The organism is Cohnella cellulosilytica, from assembly GCF_042431195.1.
In the GTDB taxonomy this organism is placed as follows: domain Bacteria; phylum Bacillota; class Bacilli; order Paenibacillales; family Paenibacillaceae; genus Cohnella; species Cohnella cellulosilytica.
In genome coordinates this window covers 34094-55589 of sequence record NZ_JBHMDN010000031.1, presented here as the reverse complement: position 1 = coordinate 55589, position 21496 = coordinate 34094, and the positions used below count along the sequence as shown (strand labels likewise).

At 55.3% G+C, this 21496-nt stretch carries 15 protein-coding genes; 4 read left to right on the top strand and 11 right to left on the bottom strand.

Annotation, left to right across the window (positions count from 1 at the left end; all coding sequences use genetic code 11):
- The first annotated feature begins 1 nt into the window (after position 1).
- Entirely contained in the window at positions 2–673 is a 672-nt protein-coding gene (locus tag ACFFT4_RS21920; protein ID WP_378050959.1) for an ArsR/SmtB family transcription factor, read from the top strand.
- A gap of 53 nt (positions 674–726) precedes the next feature.
- On the opposite strand, the gene ACFFT4_RS21915 is transcribed toward ACFFT4_RS21920, so the two are convergent.
- The 7 genes from ACFFT4_RS21915 to ACFFT4_RS21885 form a co-directional block, all read right to left on the bottom strand.
- Positions 727–1272 carry a histidine phosphatase family protein gene (locus tag ACFFT4_RS21915; RefSeq protein ID WP_378050958.1) on the bottom strand — a complete coding sequence of 182 codons (546 nt, stop codon included), beginning with the start codon at positions 1270–1272 and terminating at the stop codon, positions 727–729.
- Positions 1273–1344: 72 nt separating this feature from the next.
- Complete coding sequence (locus ACFFT4_RS21910; protein WP_378050957.1) at positions 1345–1986, bottom strand: hypothetical protein; 642 nt, start codon at positions 1984–1986, stop codon at positions 1345–1347.
- An 86-nt stretch (positions 1987–2072) separates the two neighbouring features.
- Positions 2073–2774, bottom strand: coding sequence for a DUF421 domain-containing protein (locus ACFFT4_RS21905; RefSeq protein ID WP_378050956.1), 702 nt, complete (start codon positions 2772–2774; stop codon positions 2073–2075).
- A 148-nt stretch (positions 2775–2922) separates the two neighbouring features.
- Positions 2923–7332 carry a discoidin domain-containing protein gene (locus tag ACFFT4_RS21900; protein WP_378051012.1) on the bottom strand — a complete coding sequence of 1470 codons (4410 nt, stop codon included), beginning with the start codon at positions 7330–7332 and terminating at the stop codon, positions 2923–2925.
- A 49-nt stretch (positions 7333–7381) separates the two neighbouring features.
- The gene (locus ACFFT4_RS21895) at positions 7382–8215 is read right to left on the bottom strand and encodes a carbohydrate ABC transporter permease (RefSeq protein WP_378050955.1); all 834 of its coding nucleotides are present in this window, start codon (positions 8213–8215) and stop codon (positions 7382–7384) included.
- Entirely contained in the window at positions 8212–9084 is an 873-nt protein-coding gene (locus tag ACFFT4_RS21890; RefSeq protein WP_378050954.1) for a carbohydrate ABC transporter permease, read from the bottom strand. Before ACFFT4_RS21890 ends, ACFFT4_RS21895 begins: the two co-directional genes overlap by 4 nt.
- A gap of 80 nt (positions 9085–9164) precedes the next feature.
- Positions 9165–10499 (bottom strand): ABC transporter substrate-binding protein, encoded by a 1335-nt coding sequence (locus tag ACFFT4_RS21885; protein WP_378050953.1) that lies wholly within the window; start codon positions 10497–10499, stop codon positions 9165–9167.
- Between the two features lie 215 nt (positions 10500–10714).
- Between ACFFT4_RS21885 and ACFFT4_RS21880 the strand changes: the two genes are divergently transcribed.
- Positions 10715–12460 carry a sensor histidine kinase gene (locus tag ACFFT4_RS21880; RefSeq protein WP_378050952.1) on the top strand — a complete coding sequence of 582 codons (1746 nt, stop codon included), beginning with the start codon at positions 10715–10717 and terminating at the stop codon, positions 12458–12460.
- A 26-nt stretch (positions 12461–12486) separates the two neighbouring features.
- Positions 12487–13737 (top strand): response regulator transcription factor, encoded by a 1251-nt coding sequence (locus ACFFT4_RS21875; RefSeq protein WP_378050951.1) that lies wholly within the window; start codon positions 12487–12489, stop codon positions 13735–13737.
- A gap of 85 nt (positions 13738–13822) precedes the next feature.
- Here ACFFT4_RS21875 and ACFFT4_RS21870 read toward each other — a convergent pair whose 3' ends face one another.
- Entirely contained in the window at positions 13823–17149 is a 3327-nt protein-coding gene (locus ACFFT4_RS21870) for an endonuclease (RefSeq protein ID WP_378050950.1), read from the bottom strand.
- 198 nt (positions 17150–17347) lie between these two features.
- Between ACFFT4_RS21870 and ACFFT4_RS21865 the strand changes: the two genes are divergently transcribed.
- Complete coding sequence (locus ACFFT4_RS21865) at positions 17348–18937, top strand: bifunctional metallophosphatase/5'-nucleotidase (RefSeq protein WP_378050949.1); 1590 nt, start codon at positions 17348–17350, stop codon at positions 18935–18937.
- 69 nt (positions 18938–19006) lie between these two features.
- Here the strand turns inward: ACFFT4_RS21865 and phnE (ACFFT4_RS21860) are convergent, their stop codons facing one another.
- From phnE (ACFFT4_RS21860) to phnC, 3 genes are read right to left on the bottom strand one after another with little or no spacing between them, the layout of a single operon-like run.
- Entirely contained in the window at positions 19007–19813 is an 807-nt protein-coding gene (phnE, locus tag ACFFT4_RS21860; RefSeq protein ID WP_378050948.1) for a phosphonate ABC transporter, permease protein PhnE, read from the bottom strand.
- Positions 19814–19831: 18 nt separating this feature from the next.
- Positions 19832–20647: a phosphonate ABC transporter, permease protein PhnE gene (gene phnE, locus ACFFT4_RS21855; RefSeq protein WP_378050947.1), complete on the bottom strand. Its 816-nt coding sequence runs from the start codon at positions 20645–20647 to the stop codon at positions 19832–19834.
- Positions 20640–21425, bottom strand: a complete 786-nt coding sequence (gene phnC, locus ACFFT4_RS21850) for a phosphonate ABC transporter ATP-binding protein (protein WP_378050946.1) — start codon at positions 21423–21425, stop codon at positions 20640–20642. The genes phnE (ACFFT4_RS21855) and phnC overlap by 8 nt, the downstream gene beginning before the upstream one ends.
- Positions 21426–21496 lie beyond the last annotated feature (71 nt).

The window sequence follows — 21496 nt, the reverse complement described above, 5'->3', positions numbered from 1 at the left end:
TATGAAGGATCATCATCCAATGGATTCCGCGAATCTCTTAAAAGATGAGCTCTACAGGCAATTATCGAGAATCGGTAAATGCCTGTCGAGCGACAAGCGTCTGGAAATTCTGACTTTATTGTCCCAGGGCTCCAAAACCGTAGATAAGCTGGCTACTTCCTCGGGGATGAATTTCGCCAATGTATCCCGCCATCTGCAGATTTTATTGGAAGCCAAGCTTGTCAAATTCACTAAAAGAGGCACCCACGTCATCTATTCCCTGGCTTCCCCCGATATTGTCGATCTGTTAACCTCCCTGTGGCGAATTAGCGAGAAGCAGCTTCCGGATATCGCCAAGCTTAAAGACGACTTTATGAACAATCTGGATTCGATTCAGACGCTGACGATGGATCAAGTGATGGAAAAATTAAGTACGGAGTCGATTCTTCTGCTGGATTTGCGTCCCAAAGAAGAGTTCGAAATCGGCCATATCCGGGGCGCGATCTCCGTTCCGATGGAGGAACTGGAGCTTTTTATACGCGAACTGCCCCAGGACGCCGAAATTATCGCGTACTGCCGAGGTCCGCTCTGCGCTTATTCCGCAATCGCTGTCCAGAAATTGCAGGCTGAAGGCTATCGGGCTTTCCGGATGGATGAAGGAGTCATTGAATGGCAGGAGCATTTTGCTCACTGAAAGGGTTGGAATGGGATTGCTGGCCGCTCTGCTGCGCCGGTCGGAATTCCGAGTCACTTCCAAATCCGCTTGATGGACGGGGTCATCTCCTTATCGGATAGTGCAAGCTCGTATACGTCCGGATTCGTCAGGCTTCTCCATTCGTTAAACCCGAATCGATCGTTGTAATGCTTCAATATCAAGGATAAAAGATTGCCGTGCGTCACAACCGCAATGTTCCTCTCCTGCCGTTCGATCAGTTCCTTGATGACGGAAATCCCGCGATTCATGGCTTCCCGCGACGATTCGCCGCCGGGAAACTTCAAATCCAGATCAACGAACGATTCGCTGAGCTTCTCCATCCAATCCGGCAATTGCTCCGAAGATAATCCCCTCTCGCACAGCCGATCCTCGATATGGATCTCCAGGCTGCGTCTCTGAGCCAGCGGGCGAATGGTAGCGATTGCCCGGTCAAATGGGCTGGAAACCATATAATCGATGCGCCTCCCGGTCAGAAACTCGGCTAATTGTTCGGCTTGCAGCCGCCCCTCGTCCGTTAACGGAGCAGTCGGTTCTTGCCCGCCGGCCTTACAATGTCTGATCAGAATTATATGTTTCATTGGAATCTCCCTATGATTTACTCTTCGGCAATTGCACATTGCGTTATCCGATAATCTTTAAACAGATCGTTTCTATTCAAATATCTTGCTCTTTCCGTCTATCTCAATTTCATACCCTAGTCTATTTATATTTCCCTGAACGTCAGCGGCCTTCCTTTGAAATCCGTCAAGCTCTGTTCCAACACCGATTTTAGTATGTGGAATTATTGAGACTGTCCTCTCCTCAAAAACGATATCTGGAGAAGCATCCAATAAAATAGGTCTAATGGTTAGCTGCTCTTCATTTCCGTAATTAAAAATAGTTAAAGAGCAGTTGGCCCTAACCGTATCGTCTACAGTTCGAATGCTGCACCGACTCTCCTCAGTTAATATATCGATTGATCTAATACCACTGGAGTTATGCCTTAATAGAAACAACGCCTTCTCTGTCGCTACCGGGTAAAGGAGTATAAATGCGACACAGAAAATAAAGATTCGGCTTCGAATTTTGGGGTGTCTCGGACTGTAATATTTAACTGTTCCAATGATCCCGATAATAAGAAGGATTATCCCCAGAACAACCGGCAGGTGAACTCCGTTGTGGTTTTCTTTAGACCAAGGTGAGATTCCAAAAAACTCAAAAACTAAATCTCCAAAAGAAGAATGTAGATGATTGTTCGTTACAAAAAATAGAGCAAGCAGAATAGCGAAAACGAAAATCGATTCCTTCTTCACGGCGCGCCCCCATTGTGATCGTTAAAGTCCGTATTTATTATGCAGCCCTCTTTCGAGCTCCCAAACAGCAGGTTGCTTAATTGGTATTATAACCCACATTCTCGAGTTGAAGAAGAATAACCGATCACCCGCAACTTTTCCGCTTCCGTCCATTCCGCGAAGGCGACTGAATCGATCGCATATCCGAGCGCCCGCAGCTCGCGACGAAGCCACGCTTCGTCCCGTCCGATCGCGGCGAGACCGTCAGGCTGGATAGCTCCCTTTTCGACCAAGCTTCTCGGCAAGACGACCCTGGAGGACTCCAGCTCGAGATCGGCTCTTCGAACGACGTCGTAATCGGATTTTTTCAGCACGCTGAGAGAACCGTTCGTCTCGTAGATGGCGTAAGCAACCTCGCTAACCGAGAAAATTCCTTGCTGACGCAGCATCATGCACAGCTCCTCGAGCTCCATGTTGTTGCGCCTCATGACTACCCGATCGATTTTTCCGTCCGCGATAATCATCTCCGGCCTCCCCTCCAGATGTCTGCGAATCGGCTTGCCGAGGGCCATCAGCTTCTCGAACGAATAGGACAGAAACGCCCAGACGGCTAACGCGAAAAGGAGCTTCCAGAAGCTTACCTGCTTGTCGTAGATCGTATCGCCGACCAGATCGCCGAGCACCAACGAAGAGACAAAGTCGAATGGCGTCAGTTGAGCGATTTCCCTTTTGCCGAGCAGACGCGTCATCGCCCACAGCCCGGCAAAAGCTATCGCGAGCTTAACCGATATTTCTGCGTAATCCTGCATCGGAACGCCTCCCTTTACCGCGCTTTCTGATTTTTACCCGCTCGAAAGTCCTTTTCAATCGGGGGCGCTTGGAATTATTTCCGAGGAGTGTGAATCAAAAAAAAGACAGCCTCTTCGTCGCGAACGACGTAAGAGACTGCCCCCTTGCTTATTGCTCCATAAATTGCAGAACTCTCAGGATAACCGTAATCGCTTCCGCTCGGGTCGTCTCCGCTCCGGGAGCGAACCGATTGCCCGAACGTCCTTGCAGAATGCCTTTCTCCTTAAGAAACGCGACAGAGCTTTTGGCCCAGGCCGGAATATCGCTGTCGTCCGCGAAGTCGGTGGCTGCGGCTGTTTCTTCGCTTGCATTAAGCGCCCTGGCCAGCATCACCGCCAGCTGCGCCCTTGTGACGCCTGCTCCCGGACGGAAGCTGCCGTCCTCGTAACCCGACACAAGGCCGGCGGATACGGCTTGCGCGATGGCTTGACGCGCCCAGGCCCCGATCGCCGAGTCATCCGCAAAGCCCGGTTGCGCCTGCGCGCCGTCAAGCTTCAGAGCGCCGACCAGCATAACCGTGAACTCGGCCCGCGATACAGTCTTATCGGGACGGAACGTGCCATCCTCGTATCCTTGGACGATGCCGCGTTTGATCGCTTCCGCCAGACTCGCTTCCGCCCAGTGACCGGAGACGTCCTGGAACGTTGGCGTCTGCGTTCCATTATTCTCGCCTTCTCCTCCGTTGCCGCTGCTATTGTTGCTGCCGTTGTTTCCACCATTGTTACCGCCGTTATTACCACCGTTGTCGCTGCCGTTATTGCTGCCGTTATTTCCACCATTGTTACCACCGGTGTTACCACCGTTATTGCTACCGTTGTTGCCACCATTATTGCCGCCATTGTTACCGCCGTTGTTGCCGCCGTCATCTTCGTCCGGCTCTTTCGCGACGTAGACGCTGAGGTCGTACACGCTCGCGCCGTTGCCGCTAGAATCGGTGACGCTCAGGCGGACGTAGCGGGCTGCGACGGGTTCGGGCAGCCGGTCCTCGTTAACGCTTTGCGTCGTGGCCGCTCCCGTCTTATCGGCGTACGTCGTCCAGCCGATGCCGTCGGTCGAATATTCAAGCTTGTACTTGTAGCCGGATGGCAGCTCGAATACGGTACGGATCCCCGTAATGTCGAACACGTCGCTCAGATCGACTCGCAGCCATTGCGGAATGGTCAGCCCTTCCTGCTGCGCCCAACGGGTCGTCGGATCGCCGTCGAAGGCGAGCTGCGGACTTTTGCTTTGCGACGAGGCCGAAGCCGCTTTGCTTAATGCGATGTCGATCTCCGCGCCGCCAACGTCCCTTACGTTAACCGTCAGACGGTCGTTCGCGCCCGAGCTGAATTCGAACTCCAGATCGCTGGCGCCTTCCCCCAAGGTGGCGAGATACGAGCTATGAATGGTTACCGCGCTTCCCTCCAGGCTGTAATCCGTCTCGGGGTTCAGATAGAGCGAGCGGTTTTTGATGCCCGCGAGCGCATTGCCCTGCAGATCCAGCTCCACGACGATATCCGCTTGCTTGCCCGGACGTTTGTCGAAGGAGGCGGTCGCCGCGTCGATGGATGAATTCGGCGAAGTCGGCCGGCCAAATACGCTGAATTCGAAAATGCTCGGCCCCAGACTATACGTGGCCTTGATGCGCATAAATCTGGCGGCGACTCCGTCGTCAAGGCGATCCTCATACGTTTGCCGGGTCGTATCGCTGCCGGTGCGATCCGCGTAAGTCGCCCAGTTCTGTCCGTCCAGCGAAGATTCAATCTTGTAGCGGTAGCCGCTTGGCAGCTCGAACATGGTCGTAACGGACTGGATGTCGTAGACGCCTTGCAGATCGACCATCAGCCAGCCTTCGGTATTCCAAAGCCCTTCCTGCTGCGCCCAGCGCGTGCCCGTATTGCCGTCGACCGCCAGCCCCGGCTCGCGGCTCTGCGAGGAGGCTGTCGCCGGCTTGCCCAGCGCGACGTTGATCGAGCCGTCGTCCTCGACGACCGTCAGCGTTAGCTCCGGATCCTCGCCCGAGGCGAAGTCGAACGTCAGCGTGTGCGCGCCTCCGGCCAGTCCAAGCAAATACGACTTGTTCAGGAGCACCTGATCCCAGAACAGGACGTAATCCCGCCCCTCGACCAGCTCGATGCCCCCGTTGTACAAGCCTTCAAGCTTCCCGCCGTTTAGCGCCATCTTGACCTGGATGTCGGACTGGCGCAGCGGATTTTTGTCGAACGAGGCTTCCGTCTTCAAAATCAGCGAATTGGCCTGCGGAGGCGCGCCCCCGTCTCCCGGAAATACGCTGAATTCGTAGAGGCTTCCGCCCCAAGCATGCGTCATCGTGACGCGCAGGAACCGGGCCGAGACTTCGCCGGCATCGACGTTCGTCTGCGCTGTCGTCTCTGCGGCTGTCTTGTCCGCGTAGGTTTGCCAGGTTTCTCCGTCGGTCGAATATTCGATCTTGTATTTATAGCCGCTGTTCAATTCAAACATAATGCTCGTAGACGAGATGGCGTAAATACCGCCCAAATCCACCGTCAGCCACTGCGGATCGGTTCTGCCTTCCTCCTGCGCCCAGCGGGTGCTCGGATCGCCGTCGACCGCGAAGGCCGGGTCCTTGCTCTGCGTGAAAGCCGTAACCGGCTTCTTGAGCGCCAGGTTGACGGGTTCCGTCGGCGCCGGCAGCGGAGCCTTGCCGGGACCGGCCGCCGCGATGATGTCCAACGCTTCCTGCGGCCAGTTCGTGCCGGCTACCGCAATGTTGCCATATGCGGTACTGGACGCGTTAACGCCGCCGAAGTCGACGTTGTAGTAGTTGTAGCGGACAATGTTGTCGTGCGCCGAGCCCGAGAAGCCATGCTCCGTATTGTCGATGACGTTGCGCTCCACCATCCGGTAGCTCGTCATGCCGTCCAGATAGACGCCCATAATATGATTCCATGCGGCATAGGGCCCTTGGCGCATGTTTTTAATATAGTTGTAGTAAATATTGGACAGACCGTCCATCCGTCCGAGCGTATAGATGCCCCCGCCGTCCTGAATCAGACGCACGCCGTCGTGGATGTAATTGTTATGCACCTGGTTGTTCGTCATGCCGTGGTAGACGTCCGACCAGTTCCAGCCGAGACTGATGCCGGAGTACGGCATATTGTAGATTTCGTTGTTCGCGATGGTCATCTCTTGCGGCAGCATGGCGCCGATACCGACCATGTCCCCGTAATCGAGCGCCACATCGTGAATCGTGTTGTGCGTGATCGTATCGCGGCGGCTCTGGCCGTCGGGGATCGTATAATCGGGCTCCTGGCCCTCCTCGTCGTCCCACCGGTCGCCGACGATGCCCATCGCCACGCCGCCTCCGGCCATCTCGGCAAACGTGTTCCAGGTAATCAGAGTATTCGCCGTATCCTCATAGCTCATAATGCCCCAGCTGCCTCCGTGCCGGAACACATTGTCCCTGATTGTAATGCCTTCCGTATGCTTCAGCTCCAGAAGGGCGCGCGCCGCCGTGTAGCGGGCGGTATTGCGAATTTCCGCGTTGTTGCCTCCGGACTCGGACTGATAGCGGAAGCCCGCCTGCACGTCCACATAGCCGTAGCTCGAAGGCGCCAGCCAGTTGCTGTGCATAAACGTAATCCCGGAGAGCTCGATGTCGTGCGCCGCAGCTCCCGATTCGCCCTCGAACTTGACGACCGTCTCCAGCTTGGGCGCGACGATGCGGGTCGCGTTCATCGTTTCCCCGCTTCTCGGCTTGTAGTAGAGCGTATCCGCATCCGTGTCGAGGAACCATTCGCCTTCCGCGTCCAGCAGCGACAGGTCGTTCTCGAGAAAATACGGCGAGTTGCCTTGACTGTGGTGATTGTAGGAGAAACCGCTTTCAGGGAACTGGAATAAAACCTGGCCCGACTGCGGATTAACGCTGGCGATACGTCCGCGCACCTGGCTCCAGCTTTGCAGAATGACCATCTCCGCCTTGGAGCCGGTCAGGCCAAGCGCCCACGAGCGTTCCGCTTCTCCAATCTCGTACGGATACTCCCCGTTCTGCGCCCGGTAATACGGGCCCATGATCGTCTCGTCCGTCAGATTGGGCTGCCGGGCGCGGATGCCGCGATCGTCCCCGACATAGAGCTGCCGAAACTCCCAATCGACGCCCGTCCGTTTATAGATGTTGTCTTCCTCGTCGTAGAGCTCCCAGCCGCCGCTTAGATCGACACCACCGCTAATGACGGGATTCGCGCCAGCCTCGGCGGTGTAGACGACGTCGAATCCGTTATTGCCGGAATCCGCCGCGTCGAACGTCAGCGTATCGTCCAGCCGATATTCGCCGTCCTGCAAATAAACGAGAATGTCCCCGGTCATGCCGGCATTGACGGCGCGAACCGCCTGCTGCGCTCTTCCGAGCGTACGGAACGGCAGCTCCGCGGTGCCCGCGTTGCCGTCGTCGCCCGATGGGGATACATAAAAGCTTGTCTGTACGGCAGCCTGAACCTCCCCCTGACCGAGGGGGATGAACAAGCTTGCAGCCATGCTAATCGACAGGATGCCGGCCATCATTTTTTTCACAGTCATGCTCCTCCTTATATTCGTTCATGTCGATTTTTCGTTAACCTTTAAGCGAGCCTTCCGTCAGCCCCGCGATGAATTGCCGCTGCATGAACAGGTACAGCAGCAGAATCGGCGCCGAAGCGAGCACGACAAGCGCGAACACGTCTTCCCAGTTCGTGCTGTATTGTCCGACCGCCTGGAAAATGCCGGTCGTGACCGTGTAGCTTTTGGCGGAGCCGAGAATAATGACGGGGTTGATGAAGTCGTTCCAAATCCACAAGCACAGAAAGATGACCGCGGACGCCGTAGCCGGCCTCAGCAGCGGAAAGATGATTTGCCAGAAAATCCGAAGCGGTCCCGCTCCGTCGATCTTGGCCGATTCGTCCAGCTCTCTCGACAGCGCCCGGATGAAGCCGGCGAAGATAAAGACGGTGAACGGGACGTAAAAGCCGATGTTGTATAAAATGAGGCCCTGCGGCGTAAACATCAGCCCGAGCTTCGCCAGCACCTTGACCAGCGGAATCAGAATGACCTGCGGCGGAATCATGAGGCCCGACAGAAGCAGCAGGTAACAAGTCGACAGCAGCCGGCTGCTCGCCCGGGCGAATACGTAGGACATCATGGAACACAACGCGATCAGCAGGATTACGGACACCGACGTGATCAGGATGGACGTTCCGTACGCCTTGAAAATGTTAAAGGAAGGAGTCACCGCCGACCGGACGAAATTGTCCAGCGTCAGCTCGCCGACAGGCAGCGAAAACGGATTGCCCAGAATCGCCTCCCTCGTCTTGAAGGCGTTAACGATCGCGATATAGAACGGAACGAGCAGAAACAGAGACAGAGGAACAAGAAACGCGTGACGGAATATTCTGGCCAGCCGATCGCTCATAGCAGCCTCTCCTCCCTTCTGCGCAAGTACAGCGTCAACGAAACGGATAAAATCCCTACAATAACAAGCATGTATACCGCCAGGCTCGCCGAATAGCTGAGCCGGTTCGCGCTGAACCCGACCTTCACCACCTGATAAGCGATCGTCTCCGTCGCTCCCGCCGGTCCCCCATACGTCAATACGGCCACGCGGTCGTATTCGCGCATGGAGCCCGTGAACATGAAGATGATGCTCATCGTGAACGCAGGAGCCAGCATCGGGAACGTAATATGCCGGAATTGCTGCCACCGGTTCGCGCCGTCGATCTTCACCGCCTCGTAGAGGCTTCCCGGAATCGATTGCAATCCCGCCAGATAGATGACGATGATGAAGCCCGTGGATTGCCACACGGCGAGGAACGTAATCGTCGCGACGGCGAGCGTCGGATTGCCGAAAAATTCGATTCGCTCCGCTCCGAGCTTCTCCAGCAAATTATTCAACAAGCCGTTATAGCTCAGAATACTTTTCCAGATAAAACCGACCGATACCGTGCTCAGCAGCAGCGGGAAAAAGAAGACCGACCGATACACGTTCGTCATTCGGCTCTTGACGTTCAGCAGCACCGCGAAGCCGATGCCCAGCGCGTTCACGACCACGGTCGACACGACTGTAATGAACATCGTCACCTTAAGCGCCCGCAGGAACGCCTTGTCCTGCCAGGCTTCCGCGTAGTTGTCCAGTCCCGCGAACGAATACTTCGGACTGATGCCGTTCCAATCGTAGAACGAATAATACAAGAGCAGCGCTATAGGAATTAACAGAAAACAGAAATAGATAAGTATGCCGGGCGAAAACATCAACGCATATGCCCATCGATCCTTCTTGTTCAAATCCGATCACCGCCAAGCTTTCTTCGGGAATGCCGCCGGGAAACGGGACGGACCGCGAGGCCCGTCCCTTCCCCGGTCGTTTACTTGTTGTTCTTGTCCCAATAGTCGTCCAGCGACTGCAAGCCGTCAGCCACGTCAAGCTCGCCCAACAGCAGATTTTGCGCGACCTTGTTGTATTGATCCTGAATGCCGGCTACCGGCACGCGGCCGACCTTGTTGTTCATATGGCCGACCATCGGAGGGTTGTTCAGCAGCAGCTCGTATATTTCCGACTGCAGCGGCGACATGTCCCACTTGAGCGGTTCCTTCAGATTGGAGAACAGCGCGTCCGCTTGCAAATATCCTTTATGCGCCTCCGGGTCCAGCATCATAAACTTGGCGAATTGAATCGCGGCCTCCGGATGGTTGGACGTCTTGGATACCGCGTAGCCTCCGGCGTTCTCTCCGCCGAGCACATACTGCTCGCCATCCTTCGTCGGCGTCGCGAACACGCCGACCTCGAAGTCTTTGGCCGCCGTCGCTTCCGCGGCGCTGAACCACGATCCCATCGGATACATGGCGCCGTTGCCCTTCAGGAATTCCTGCTCGACCGCCGTATAATCGATGCTCAGCGCGCCTTTGTTAAAATAGCCCTTCTCGATGAGACCGGCATAATACGAGGCCGCTTCCATCCAGTCGGGGTCGGTGAACTTCACCTTGTTGTCGTAACGGTCCGCATACCATTCTTTGTTGGCCTTGTAGACCGTCGGAGACGTCATCACCGAGAACGTGAAGCCGGAAGTCCAGTCGCCTGCCGTCAAGAGCGGCGTAATGCCTTGCGCCTTCAGCTTCTCCGCGGCCGCTTCCAGCTCCGCCCACGTCTTCGGCGTAGCTTCGATCCCCGCCTCAGCGAACAGCTTCTTGTTGTAGAAGACCAGCGATTGCGGCTGCCGGATCGCGGAGATGTTGTACAGCTTGCCGTCAATCATCTCGGCTTCGTAGTTGTTGATTTGCTCGATGTCGGCGTCGATCGGAATTTCCAGCAGCGCGTCCGCGTCGACGAACATCTGGATCGTCGCGTTCTGGACGACGTCCGGGAAATCTCCGGAGGCCAGCAGCGTCTTCAGGTAGCTGTCCGGCGAGCCTTCGTTGGCCGGCGGCTGAATGCGCTTGACCTTGATGCCGGGATTGGCGCTCTCGAAGCGCTCGATCAGGCCGTCGTAATATTCCGCCGTCAGGTTCGGCGTAATCCAGGATTGAAAGACGATTTCCACGTTTTCGGCATTGCCGGCTTGTCCGCCGCCCTCCGAGTTTGTCGCCGGAGGGTTCGAAGCCGAGGCGTTCCCCGCGTTCCCACCATTGCCGTTATCTGTCCCGCAAGCCGCCAACGATGCCGCCAGCGACACTGTCATGCCAAGCGCCAACCATTTTCTCATTTTCATGACCACCTCTTCATCTCGATTAAGGATCCCGGAACCTATTATGAAATAGCGCAAGCTGGGCCGCCACAGCATAAATTCCACTTTCTCTGGAGCGATTATACTTCTCTTTCGACGCTTCATTGACGCGCGCCCGCGATGTCCATACAATGACGATAGAAACGATGAAGACGCTTTTATCGATCGATCGTAAGCCGGGGAGGACGTGCCGCTTGTTCGGAACATGGTATCGCAAATGGATAGGCCGCTTTATTTTCCGCAAGTTGAATATCGGCATCGGCGCGGCTCTGCTGCTGGTGTTTCTGCTGCTCGGCCTGGTTATCTACAATAACGTTTATACCCTTCTGGAGCAGAAGGAACGGGAGCTGCTGGAGTTCCGCACGGAGAAGCTGAAGCTTCAACTGACCGACATCCTGGAACGATTCAAATACGATACGGGAACCGTGTACCAGAACATGGGGGGCGGCGACGAGCGAAGCATGTACGAGCTCTTCCTGCCGGACAACGTCGCCGAAGGCCGGGACGGCAAGCAGGCGGTTTTCGAGCAAAATTACATGAAAAACGTACTGACCAACATGCTGACGCGCAATCCGTTCGCATCCGCAGTCATTATGTACCGGATCGAGGACGGCCGCTTGTTCGCGGAGTTCCAGCGGCAGGAGCATCGCCTCAATGAGAGCTACCCGTTCGACCGATTTTTCGACTCGTTCCCGAAGGGCTACCGCCACCCGTATCTCGGCAGCTCGGACGAGCTTCTGACGCCGGCGGATCGCCAGATCTACATTGTGAATCCGATCTATAATCCGCTTACCATCCATCCGGATCAAGTGTACGGCTACCATCTGACGGCGCTGAATGCGAAAGCCATCGCCAACGAATTCGATTCCCGGAGCTCGGCCTACCGTCTCATCATCAAGCAGGACGACGCCGTTCTGCTCGACAGCAGGCCGGACGAGACGTCCGACTGGCAGGCGTCCGACGATCTTGTCGCCCGCGCGTCCATGGATCGTTACCGAATCGAGATCGTCGGCATCAGCTACAAGTCCAATCTCCAGAGCAAGCTGGCAGATATTACGCTGCGGATTTCGCTTATCCTTGGAGCCTGCTGGATCATCTGCGTCGCCGTCGTTCATCTCATCCAGCGCTTCGTCGTCGGACGGTTCAACCAGATGAGCGCCCACTTCAAAAAAGTGCAGCGCAATCCCTTCACTCCCCTTATGCCCGTGCGGGGCGAGGATGAGATCGGCGATTTGATGGCGAGATTCAATCGGATGGCGCAGGAGCTGCAAAATCATATCAACCAGGTGTACGTATCCGAGATTCGGAAGCGCAACGCGGAGTTCATCGCCCTCAAAACCCAGATCCACCCGCATTTTCTGTACAACACGCTGGAATCGCTGCGCATGCAGGCCGTCATCTCCGAGCAGCCGTATATTGCCGAGAAGCTGCACTTGCTGGGAAGATTGTACCGCTGGATGCTGCAGCCGACGGACGAGCTGATCTCCGTTCAGGAAGAGCTGGCGAACACCCGCGACTATTTGGAGCTGCTCATGCTGGGCAAGTCCAACCGGATCGAGCTTCGGGTCGATGCCGAGGTGAATTTGGAGAATTGTTTTATGCTCAAGTTCACCTTGCAACCGATCGTCGAAAATGCGATTCAGCACGGACGGCTGGAGGAATACGAGGACCCCGTCATTCGGGTCGATATCCGGAAGGAAGACGGTTTGCTGCTGATTCAAATTCAGAACAACGGACGGACGATGACGGAAGACGAACGCGAACGGCTGCTCTCGCAGCTTCAAGATTCCAACGCGTTTCCCGGTCAGCATCTGGGCCTGAAAAATATTCACGAGCGCATCAAACACTTTTACGGCGTTCAATACGGATTGTCGCTCCCCGCTTCGCCAAGCGATTCGGAGCCCTTCCGGTTGTTCATGACGTTTCCGTACAAGCGCTGACGCGGATTGCCGACGAGGAGGACATTATGGCGGAACTGTTGATTGTCGATGACGATCAGTATATCAGAGAAGGCTTGAAGCGGCTGATCGATTGGGAAGAATTGAATATTACACGGCTGTACGAGGCTCAGGGTGGACATGAAGCGCTGGAAATTATCGAAGCGAACAGGCCGCTTATCGTGCTTACGGACATTCGCATGCCCAAGGGGGACGGGCTTTATCTGATCGAGCAGATCCGGCTCCGGGACTGGAAAACCTTCATCGTCGTGCTGAGCGGCTACAACGACTACTCCTATGTCCGGAAGGCGATGAAGTACCAGGTGGAGGATTATTTGCTGAAACCGATTGACGCTTCCGAGCTGGCCGAAATTATCTCCTCCTGCGCGGAGCGGCATCAGGGGCAATACATTGCCGAACAAATGCAGCGCGAGTCCTTCCAGCTGCTGCGAAACAACGTGCTGCTGCGCTGGGCGCAGAACCGCATTCAGCCCGAACAGCTGCGGGAGAAGCTGAAATTTTTGCAGCTTTCGCTGCTTATGCAGGAACAATATCAGGTTTGCGTCATCGATTGGCGCGATCCGCAGGACGGAGAGCTTGCGCGTACGGAGGAGCAATTCCGTTCGTTCGCCATCCTCAACAGCATAGAGGAAGCGTTGGCCGAATCCGGGCGCGGCGCAGCCTTCCTGAACGAACAGCGGCAGATCGTCGTCTTGTTCGCGGATGAAGACATGAACGCCGATACCTTCCGCGAGAGCAACGAAGCGTGGATCGTTCCCTTGTCCAAGCAGTACGGAGAAATTTTGAAGACGCCATGGTTCAACTATTTCGGGGAAGTGAAGCAGCTGCCCCATCATGTGCACGAATCTTATAACGAAGCGATGGCGCTGTACCATCGGGAGAATGACAAAGCCGACCCTTCCCCGCATCTCAACCTGATCTCCCACAATCCGGTCGTCAGGCAGGTGGAGCGTTACGTCCAGACGAGCTACAGAGAGGAATTGTCTTTGGCACTGTTGTCCCGCCGCTTCAACGCGAACAGCGCTTATTTGGGCCGCTTGTTCAAGAATGAAACCGGGGAGTTTTTCAACGACTATCTGAACCGCGTCAGGCTCGAGCATGCCCAGCGGCTGCTCTCCGACACGACGCTCAAAATATCGGATATCGCAACAGAGGTCGGTTTTCTCGATCCGAACTACTTCTTCCGCAAATTCAAGCAGGTGCACGGCGTCTCGCCTTCCGACTACCGCGTGGCCGTCAACGGGTACCTGGAGCCCTGACAGACCCACTCGTTAAGAGAAAGACCGATCGGCTCCGGGCTCCCCCGGGTCCGATCGGCCTTTCGCGAGTATACCTTAAAATAGTTTAAGCGGCGTGCCTGGGCAGGAAGCTCCATACTTCGACACGGACCTGAATACGGTCGCTTTGAGTGACGCCTGCAGCATTGATCCACTCGGCATAATATTCGTAAGTACCCGGCGCCCGATCATGGATTTCCGTGACTGCCCGCTGCATGCCAGGCGAAGCGTTGGTCAAAGCTTGGGTGTCGATCAGGACGCCGTTCTCATAGAGACGGTATTCGGTTGCATTCGTCCCCCACCACAGGTTCGCGCTAATCAGGTAGCTGCCATCCCCGTCCCAATTATCGTGCGACAATACCGGCTTGCCCGGCGAAGCATCCGTCACCGTTACGCGAAGCGGTTGAGACTGCGTTGCGCCCCATGCATTGACCAATTCGCCGACATACGTATATACGCCGTTGGCCTTTCCCGTAATATCGACGGAAGCCGTCTGCATCGAAGGAGTAGCCTCCTTCAAGGGGATCGTTTGAATCAGGATGCCGTCTTCATACAGCTTGAACTCCGAGCCGTTATTGCCCCACCACAAATTCATCGTCACCTTGTAGTCTCCGTCTCGAAGGCCTGTATCATGACCATTATCGTCTGACAGATCAGGTACGCCCGGCGCTGCAGCGGCATGCGGCTGCTTCACCTGGAAGACGGCCCGACCCGAGGCCGCGTTGCCTGCGGCGTCCTCCACACGGTATTCAATGACATGCTCTCCTGCTCCCAGCTCCTTGGCGCTGATCGTCTGACCCGCTTCAATCGGCTGTCCGTCCAGCAAAAGCTGACGGGTAATGACACCGGAAACTTCGTCCGTGCTATGAAGCTCGAACTTTAAGGTATCCTGCTCCCAGACGTCTCCGATCTGATTCCCCGATTGAGTCAACGTCACGGCGGGAGCGGTCTTATCCAGTTTGATCTGCATCGTCTTCCTCTCTTCGACCGCACCGCCGGCAGAAGAGGAGTATTGAATGACGTTGATGCCCTCTCTGTCGATGACCACAGGACCCGAGTATACGGACTCCGCTTCGTCATTCAACCGATAGGTCGTCAAGGTCGGCTCCGCACCCTCAGCCGTCAAAGTAAGGGTCACATTCCGGTTCAACCAGCCGTTCGAGTTCGGCTGCTCCGATAGCGCGGCAGAGGTGGTCGGAGGAACGGTCGCCTGCGCAAGCGAAATATCGTTTATTCCCCGAACCTTCAGTTGATAGATATCTCTAAAGATCGAGGATACGCCTTGAAGATTGACCACTTGTCCTTCTTCATAAGGAAAATCGCTCAAGCTCAGCCCTGTTCTGACATCTACGCGAACATGGTTGCTGACTCCGCTTGCGCTGATCGCATCAAATTCGAAGGAGCCCGTTGGGGATGCCGTAATGATATTCGCGATTTGCACCTGCTGAAGCGCAAGCAGTTGGCCTTGATTGGCGGCATTTACCGCGTCCGTCACAACGGCCTCCGGCAGTTCCGCCGTACCCACCTTTTCGATGACGACCGGGCTCGCCAATTCCAGCTCCGTGTTGAAAAGGGCCGTCGACGCTGTAAGCTTCACCACATCGCCCTGATGAAATCCCGCGCTGCTCTGATACACATAAACTCCGCCGGTCGCATCCTGCAAATAGAAGGTTTGTCCGCCGTAGATGCCCGGTTCGGTCGTTACAGTGCCTTGAACCGTGATCAGGCTTCCTTCCGGCTTGCTTCTTCCTTCCGCGATCGTAATTAATTCCGGAATCTGGCTGCCTGCATCCGGCAGCGGCTCGGCAGGCACGTTATCCAGCGTCACGGATTGGGTCAACAGATTATTGCCGTTCTGCCGCAGACGAAGATTGGCTGCTCCGGAAGTGCCCGGCTTAATGCGCAGCGTCAAATCCTTATAGGCCCGCCCTTGACTGTCGGCGGTCAAGCTGAAGGTGTCCCCGTATCCATAAGCGGTTGGCCAGGTCCCGTCCGCTCTCTGTGTCATCGCGACCTGGGTTCCGCCCGTCAAATAGATCCCTGCGCTAAATCCGGTCACCGTTGCATGGGCAGGCAGGTTCTCGATCAGAACGCGGATTTGAAACTCTGCCGTATTCGGTAACACGGCTTGGTGAACAAAGCTGTAGACCGGCGATCCGTTCACCGTTGCCCCGCCGTAAGAACCCGGCTTGAAGGTCGAACTGTCCCACCATTTATAGCCGGCGGCCGGCGCGGACCAAGGTTCGGGCTGAGGCTCCGTCGAAGCCTCGGGCGCTTCGAAGGCGTGCAGCTCCGTTACCTCGTCCAATTGAAGGTCGTCGACTTGCGCCAGACTTGTATAGCTCTCCTGATCCGCCAGCCAATTGATCAAATTGACCAACAAAACGGCATCGTCCTGCTCCTTAAAGCCGTCATAGGTTGTCTTCTTAGCTCCTGTTTCTTCGCGTAAATATTTGGGCGTGGCGTCTTCGACCGGCGAGGAATCGCCGATGAAGGCCGCTTTGCCCAATCCGACCTTGGCTACGGCAACATAGGGTCCCTCCGCAACGCTGCCGCCGTTATATACGCCCTGATCGACCGCGCTTCCCCATGCCTCATTCGTCTGCGGGAGATACACAATGCCCTTGGCCTTGGCCGGATCGGTGATCGCCAGCGTGGAACCGGCATGCATCGCAACTCCGTCCACTCCCTCGGTAATTCCGAAGGCCTGATCCGGTTCTACGATATGATTGGCCGTAATATCGCCCAATGCGTTGTACCGGAAGCGAACGCCGAAATTGTCCGCGAGCCAATCCGAGCTGACGACGCCTTGCATCGCCTCCGAATTTCTCTCCTCCGAGCTCATGCCCTTAGCCGGATCCTCCCAAGCCCCTCTGCGATACCCGTTGATCGCCTCGGAGCCATCCCAGCGGTTCTTGTTGCGATCGGCATTGTAGTGGTCGCCAATGAAGAAAATACTTCCTCCGTTGTGTACATACAGCTCCATCGCCGCCTGCTCGCTCTGCTTGAAGGGAACGTTCGGCTCGGCAATAACAAATACGGAATAGCCGCTTAGATCGCTGTAGGTAATCGGTGTCGACTTGCGCAGCTCGGCGACATCAAATCCGTCAGCTGCCAGCGCTTGTCCAAAATCGGAAAAGCCGCCGTCTATCACCCAATCTGCGGCGCCTGCGGTCTGGGCATGCGTGTTGTCAAAAAGAATTTTCTTGCCGGCATTCTCGTTTGCCACTTTGGCGGCAATGTAGGGTGCGGGATCGTTCGGTCCCTCGGCATGCACGGGTGCGAGAATCGCGCCCAGTCCCAGTTGAATCGTAAATGCCAAGGATACGGCAAGTCCGATCCGCAACCCCTTCGTCCCGACTTTCTTCCCAAGTCCAACCCACTTCCTGCTCATAATTTCCCTCCCATAAGATTAAGAGTCGTCTATCCCCTTTATTCTGGCATGGAATTATTAGCTAAAAATCCGGGTTATGTAAATATGCTGCAAAAAATAACACGGCGTTTACCATGCCGCGGACGCAGTTGTTTATACTAGCTGTATTCCATGCAGGCTTTACTATTGTCTGTTCGATATAAGGAGGCCGTCTATTTCATGACATCCATGAATTCTATCAATCTGACAATTTTGCATACAAGCGATATTCACGGTCACCTGTATCCGACCGATTACCGCGGCCCTGGCGACAAGCCGCTTGGCCTCGCCAAGCTGTCGCGTCTGATTCGGAAGGAAAGAAGCCGGAACGCCCATCTGCTCCTGATGGATAACGGAGACCTGCTTCAAGGAACGCCGCTGATGTATCACTATGCCAAGTTAAACCGCCACGGACTGCATCCTGCAGCCCGAGCGCTGAATGCGCTTGGCTATGACGCGGTCGTGCTTGGAAATCATGAGTTCAATTACGGGCAGGAGCTGCTTAGACAGGCGATCCGCGATTCCGATTGCCCCTGGCTATCCGCTAACATCCTGAACCAGGCTGACGGGAAGCCTGCATTCGGTAAGCCTTATCGGATCTTTGAGCTTCCGCAAGGCATTCGCATCGCCCTGCTGGGGCTTACCACGCCTTTCATTCCGAATTGGGAGGAGCCGAGCCATATCGAGGGCTTATCCTTTATGAATACGCTGGATGCGGCCAAAGAATGGGTAGACAAGATCCGTTCGACGGAGCGGCCGGATGCGGTAATTTTGAGTTATCACGGGGGCTTCGAACGCGATCCCGTGACTGGCGAAGCAACCGAACCCTTAACCGGTGAAAATGAAGGTTATGCCATATGCGAAACGATCGAGGGGGTCGACGTCCTGCTCACCGGCCATCAACACCGCCTGCTGAACGGGCAGATTAACGGCGTGATCATTACGCAGCCCGGCAACGCCGGCCAAGCGGTGGCCAAGGTGGAGCTTGAATTTCAGGCGGCTCCGGAGGGAGGATGGCGGCTATCGGGCAAATCCTCTTCTTTGCTTCTTGTAGATGAAGGGGTGCAGGCGGATGAGGACTTTCTGGCTCTATTTGCCGAAGATGAACGGCAAACGCAGCAATGGCTCGATCAACCTATCGGCCGTACTGAGGGGGATCTGTCGATTCCCGATCCGTTCACCGCTCGTCAAGGAGATCATGCTTTTACGGAAATGATCAATCGGATTCAGATGGAGGTAACCGGGGCGGAGATCTCTCTGGCCGCCATCTTTACCGATGAAGCCAGAGGCTTCGGAGAATTCATTACCATGCGGGATGTGGTGTCCAACTACATTTATCCGAATACGTTAAAGGTTGTCCGCATGCGGGGCAGCGACATCCGGGCCATGCTGGAGCAGAATGCCCGATACTTCGAGGTGAATGAGAGCGGCGACGGCCTGCGCGTTGCCCCGTCTTATCTGGAGCCCAAGCCGCAGCATTTCAATTATGATATGTGGGAAGGCATCGACTATACGCTCGATATCTCAAAGCCTGTCGGGCAGCGAGTGGTCAGATTGGAGCGCCACGGAGCGCCGCTTGAGCCGGAGGCCAGCTGCGAGGTCGTCATGAACAGCTACCGCGCCGGCGGCGGAGGCAATTTCGACATGCTGAAGGACGCGCCCGTCGTTCGTGAAATTCCGACCGATATGACAGAGATTCTTGCGGATTACATTTCCCGGGCGGGCGTGATCCAGGCGACCTGCAATCAGAATTGGAAGGTTGTCTACTGAAAAAAGGGCGACGCCAGAGGTAAATCCTCTGACGTCGCCCTTTTGGGGTTAAAGCTGTCTGTCTCCCGCTTATCCTTTTACCAGCCTGGTCCGAAGCTTGTTGGATATCCACTCGATGATCAGAATCAGAATGACCAACCCGATCAGAATCGCCCCGACCTGATTCCACTTGTACCCGTTCATGGCAAAGATCAGCGGCGCGCCGATCCCCCCTGCACCGACCAAGCCCAGGATGGACGCTTCGCGCATATTCATATCGAACCGGTAAATGGTTACGGAGAGGAACAACGACATCAATTGCGGCAAAATGCCGTAGCGTACCTTCTCAAAGGTTGTGCAGCCGATGGAGGTCATGGATTCGAGCACCTTGGTATCCAGCTCTTCAATCGCGTCCACATACAGCTTGGCCAGCATGCCGACCGACGTAATCCCTATCGTCATCACGCCCGAGAACGGTCCGGGACCGGAGACGCGGATGAACATCAAGCCATACACGAGGGCCGGAATCGTCCGGATGAAGATCAGCAGCAGGCGGGTAAGCCAAGCTACCGGCTTGGGTACGATATTCGAAGCAGCCAGAAAGGCAAGCGGAATGGAGAAAATCGCCCCTACAATCGTTCCCAGAAACGCGATAGCCACCGTCTCCACCAGCAAATACAGCACGCTCTGTTTGGAGACGCTGAGCAGCAGGTTCAAGTCGGGACTCAAAATGCCCGTTATAATATTCTGAGCGATGTTGAGACCGCTCTGATGGATGTCGTTCAGATTAACCGCGGCAAGCGACCAAATAAACAGCGCAATAATAATCACCGTTAGCGTCAGCACATACCGCAGATTACGAGGGTGGGCTTGAAGCTGCTTCTCAATCGTCGTCACTCGCTAACCTCCTCTCTTTCAAATCAGTTTTTTACGGAAGTGCTCGCTGACGGTCTCAATCAGATAAACCGTGATTACGAGAGCGAGAATGATCATCCCTACGTTCTGATAATCGCGCCAGCCCAAATCTTCCTTAATTAACAGACCGACTCCGCCTGCGCCCACATATCCCAGAATCGCCGCATAACGTACGTTTCCCTCGAAGCAGAACAGCGAATTGGACAAATAGCTGGGCAGCACCTGTGGAAACAAGGCATAGCGGAAGGCCTGAATTCTTGTCATGCCGAGGGATTCCATCGCTTCGAATGGCCCCATATCCACATTTTCAATCTGCTCGTACAGCAGCTTGCCTACATAAGACAGCGTGAACAGCAGAATCGCGACTACGCCCGCGGTTGGTCCCAAGCCAAAGATAAAGGTGGCAATCAAGGCGGTGACCAGCGTCGGCAAGGTGCGCAGCAGACTCAGAACAATTTTAAAACAGGCGGTCACCAGCCGATTGGGAATGACATTGGAGGAGGACAAAATCGCGATCGGCAGCGCAAGCAGCGCGCCGATCATGGAGCCGATAAGCGACATCTGCAAGGTGTCTACAAGCGCTCCCCACAATTTGGGAAAATACGCCCAATCCGGCGGAAACATTTCGCCGATCATCCCGAACAGTTTGCCGATTCGCAAAAACAGCACTTTCAGATTAAAATTCGTAAATTCCACGGACAGGGCAACCGCCGCAAGGATAAGCAATAGAATCAGCGGCGTGCGGGAGCGTTTCTCCAGAACGATCTTGCCGTTTGGCAGAGCCACCTTTTTAGGCGGAAACAGTTTGTCATACATAAGCGATCCCGGCCTCCGTTAGGACTGACATTTCCTCCTCGAAACGGCCGCCGTAAATTTCGCCCAGCACTGCCGTAGTGACTCCGGAAGATTTCCCGTCAAAGACAACCTCGCCCTGGCGAATGCCGATAATGCGGTCGGCATATTCCAGCGCTACCTCGACATGGTGAATATTCATAATGACCGAGATGTTCATCTCCCGGTTAATGCGTTTGAAATCATCCATAACCATCCGGGAGGTCACCGGATCAAGCGAAGCGATCGGCTCATCCGCCAAAATAATATCCGGATTCTGAGCAAGCGTCCGCGCCAGCGCTACCCGCTGCTGCTGACCGCCCGACAACTGATCCACGCGCACATAGGCCTTATCGAGAATCCCGACCTTATCCAATGCCTCCAGTGCCTTGATCTTATGATCCTTCCTGAAGATTCCGGTCAGCTTGCGCCACAACGGCAGATCAGGGACAAAGGAAACCAGTACATTCTTGATCACGGAAGTTCTTGTCACCAGATTGAAGGATTGAAAAATCATGCCGATTCTCCGGCGGAACCGGCGAACCTGGCTGCCCTTCAGCTTCCCTACGTCTACGCCGTCCACATGAAGCTGGCCTCCGGTAATCTCATGCATTCGATTAATGCAGCGGATCAGCGTAGACTTCCCCGCACCGGAGAGACCGATGATGGCGACGAATTCGCCCTGCTCGATGGACAGATTAATATTTTTCAAGGCGGTTGTTCCGTTGGCGTATTTCTTCTCCACCTGTTTGAATTCAATCATGGCATAAGCTCCGATCCTTTAGTCTGCGTAAAAACGTGAAAAAATGAGGGCATCACGTTGCCATGATGCAC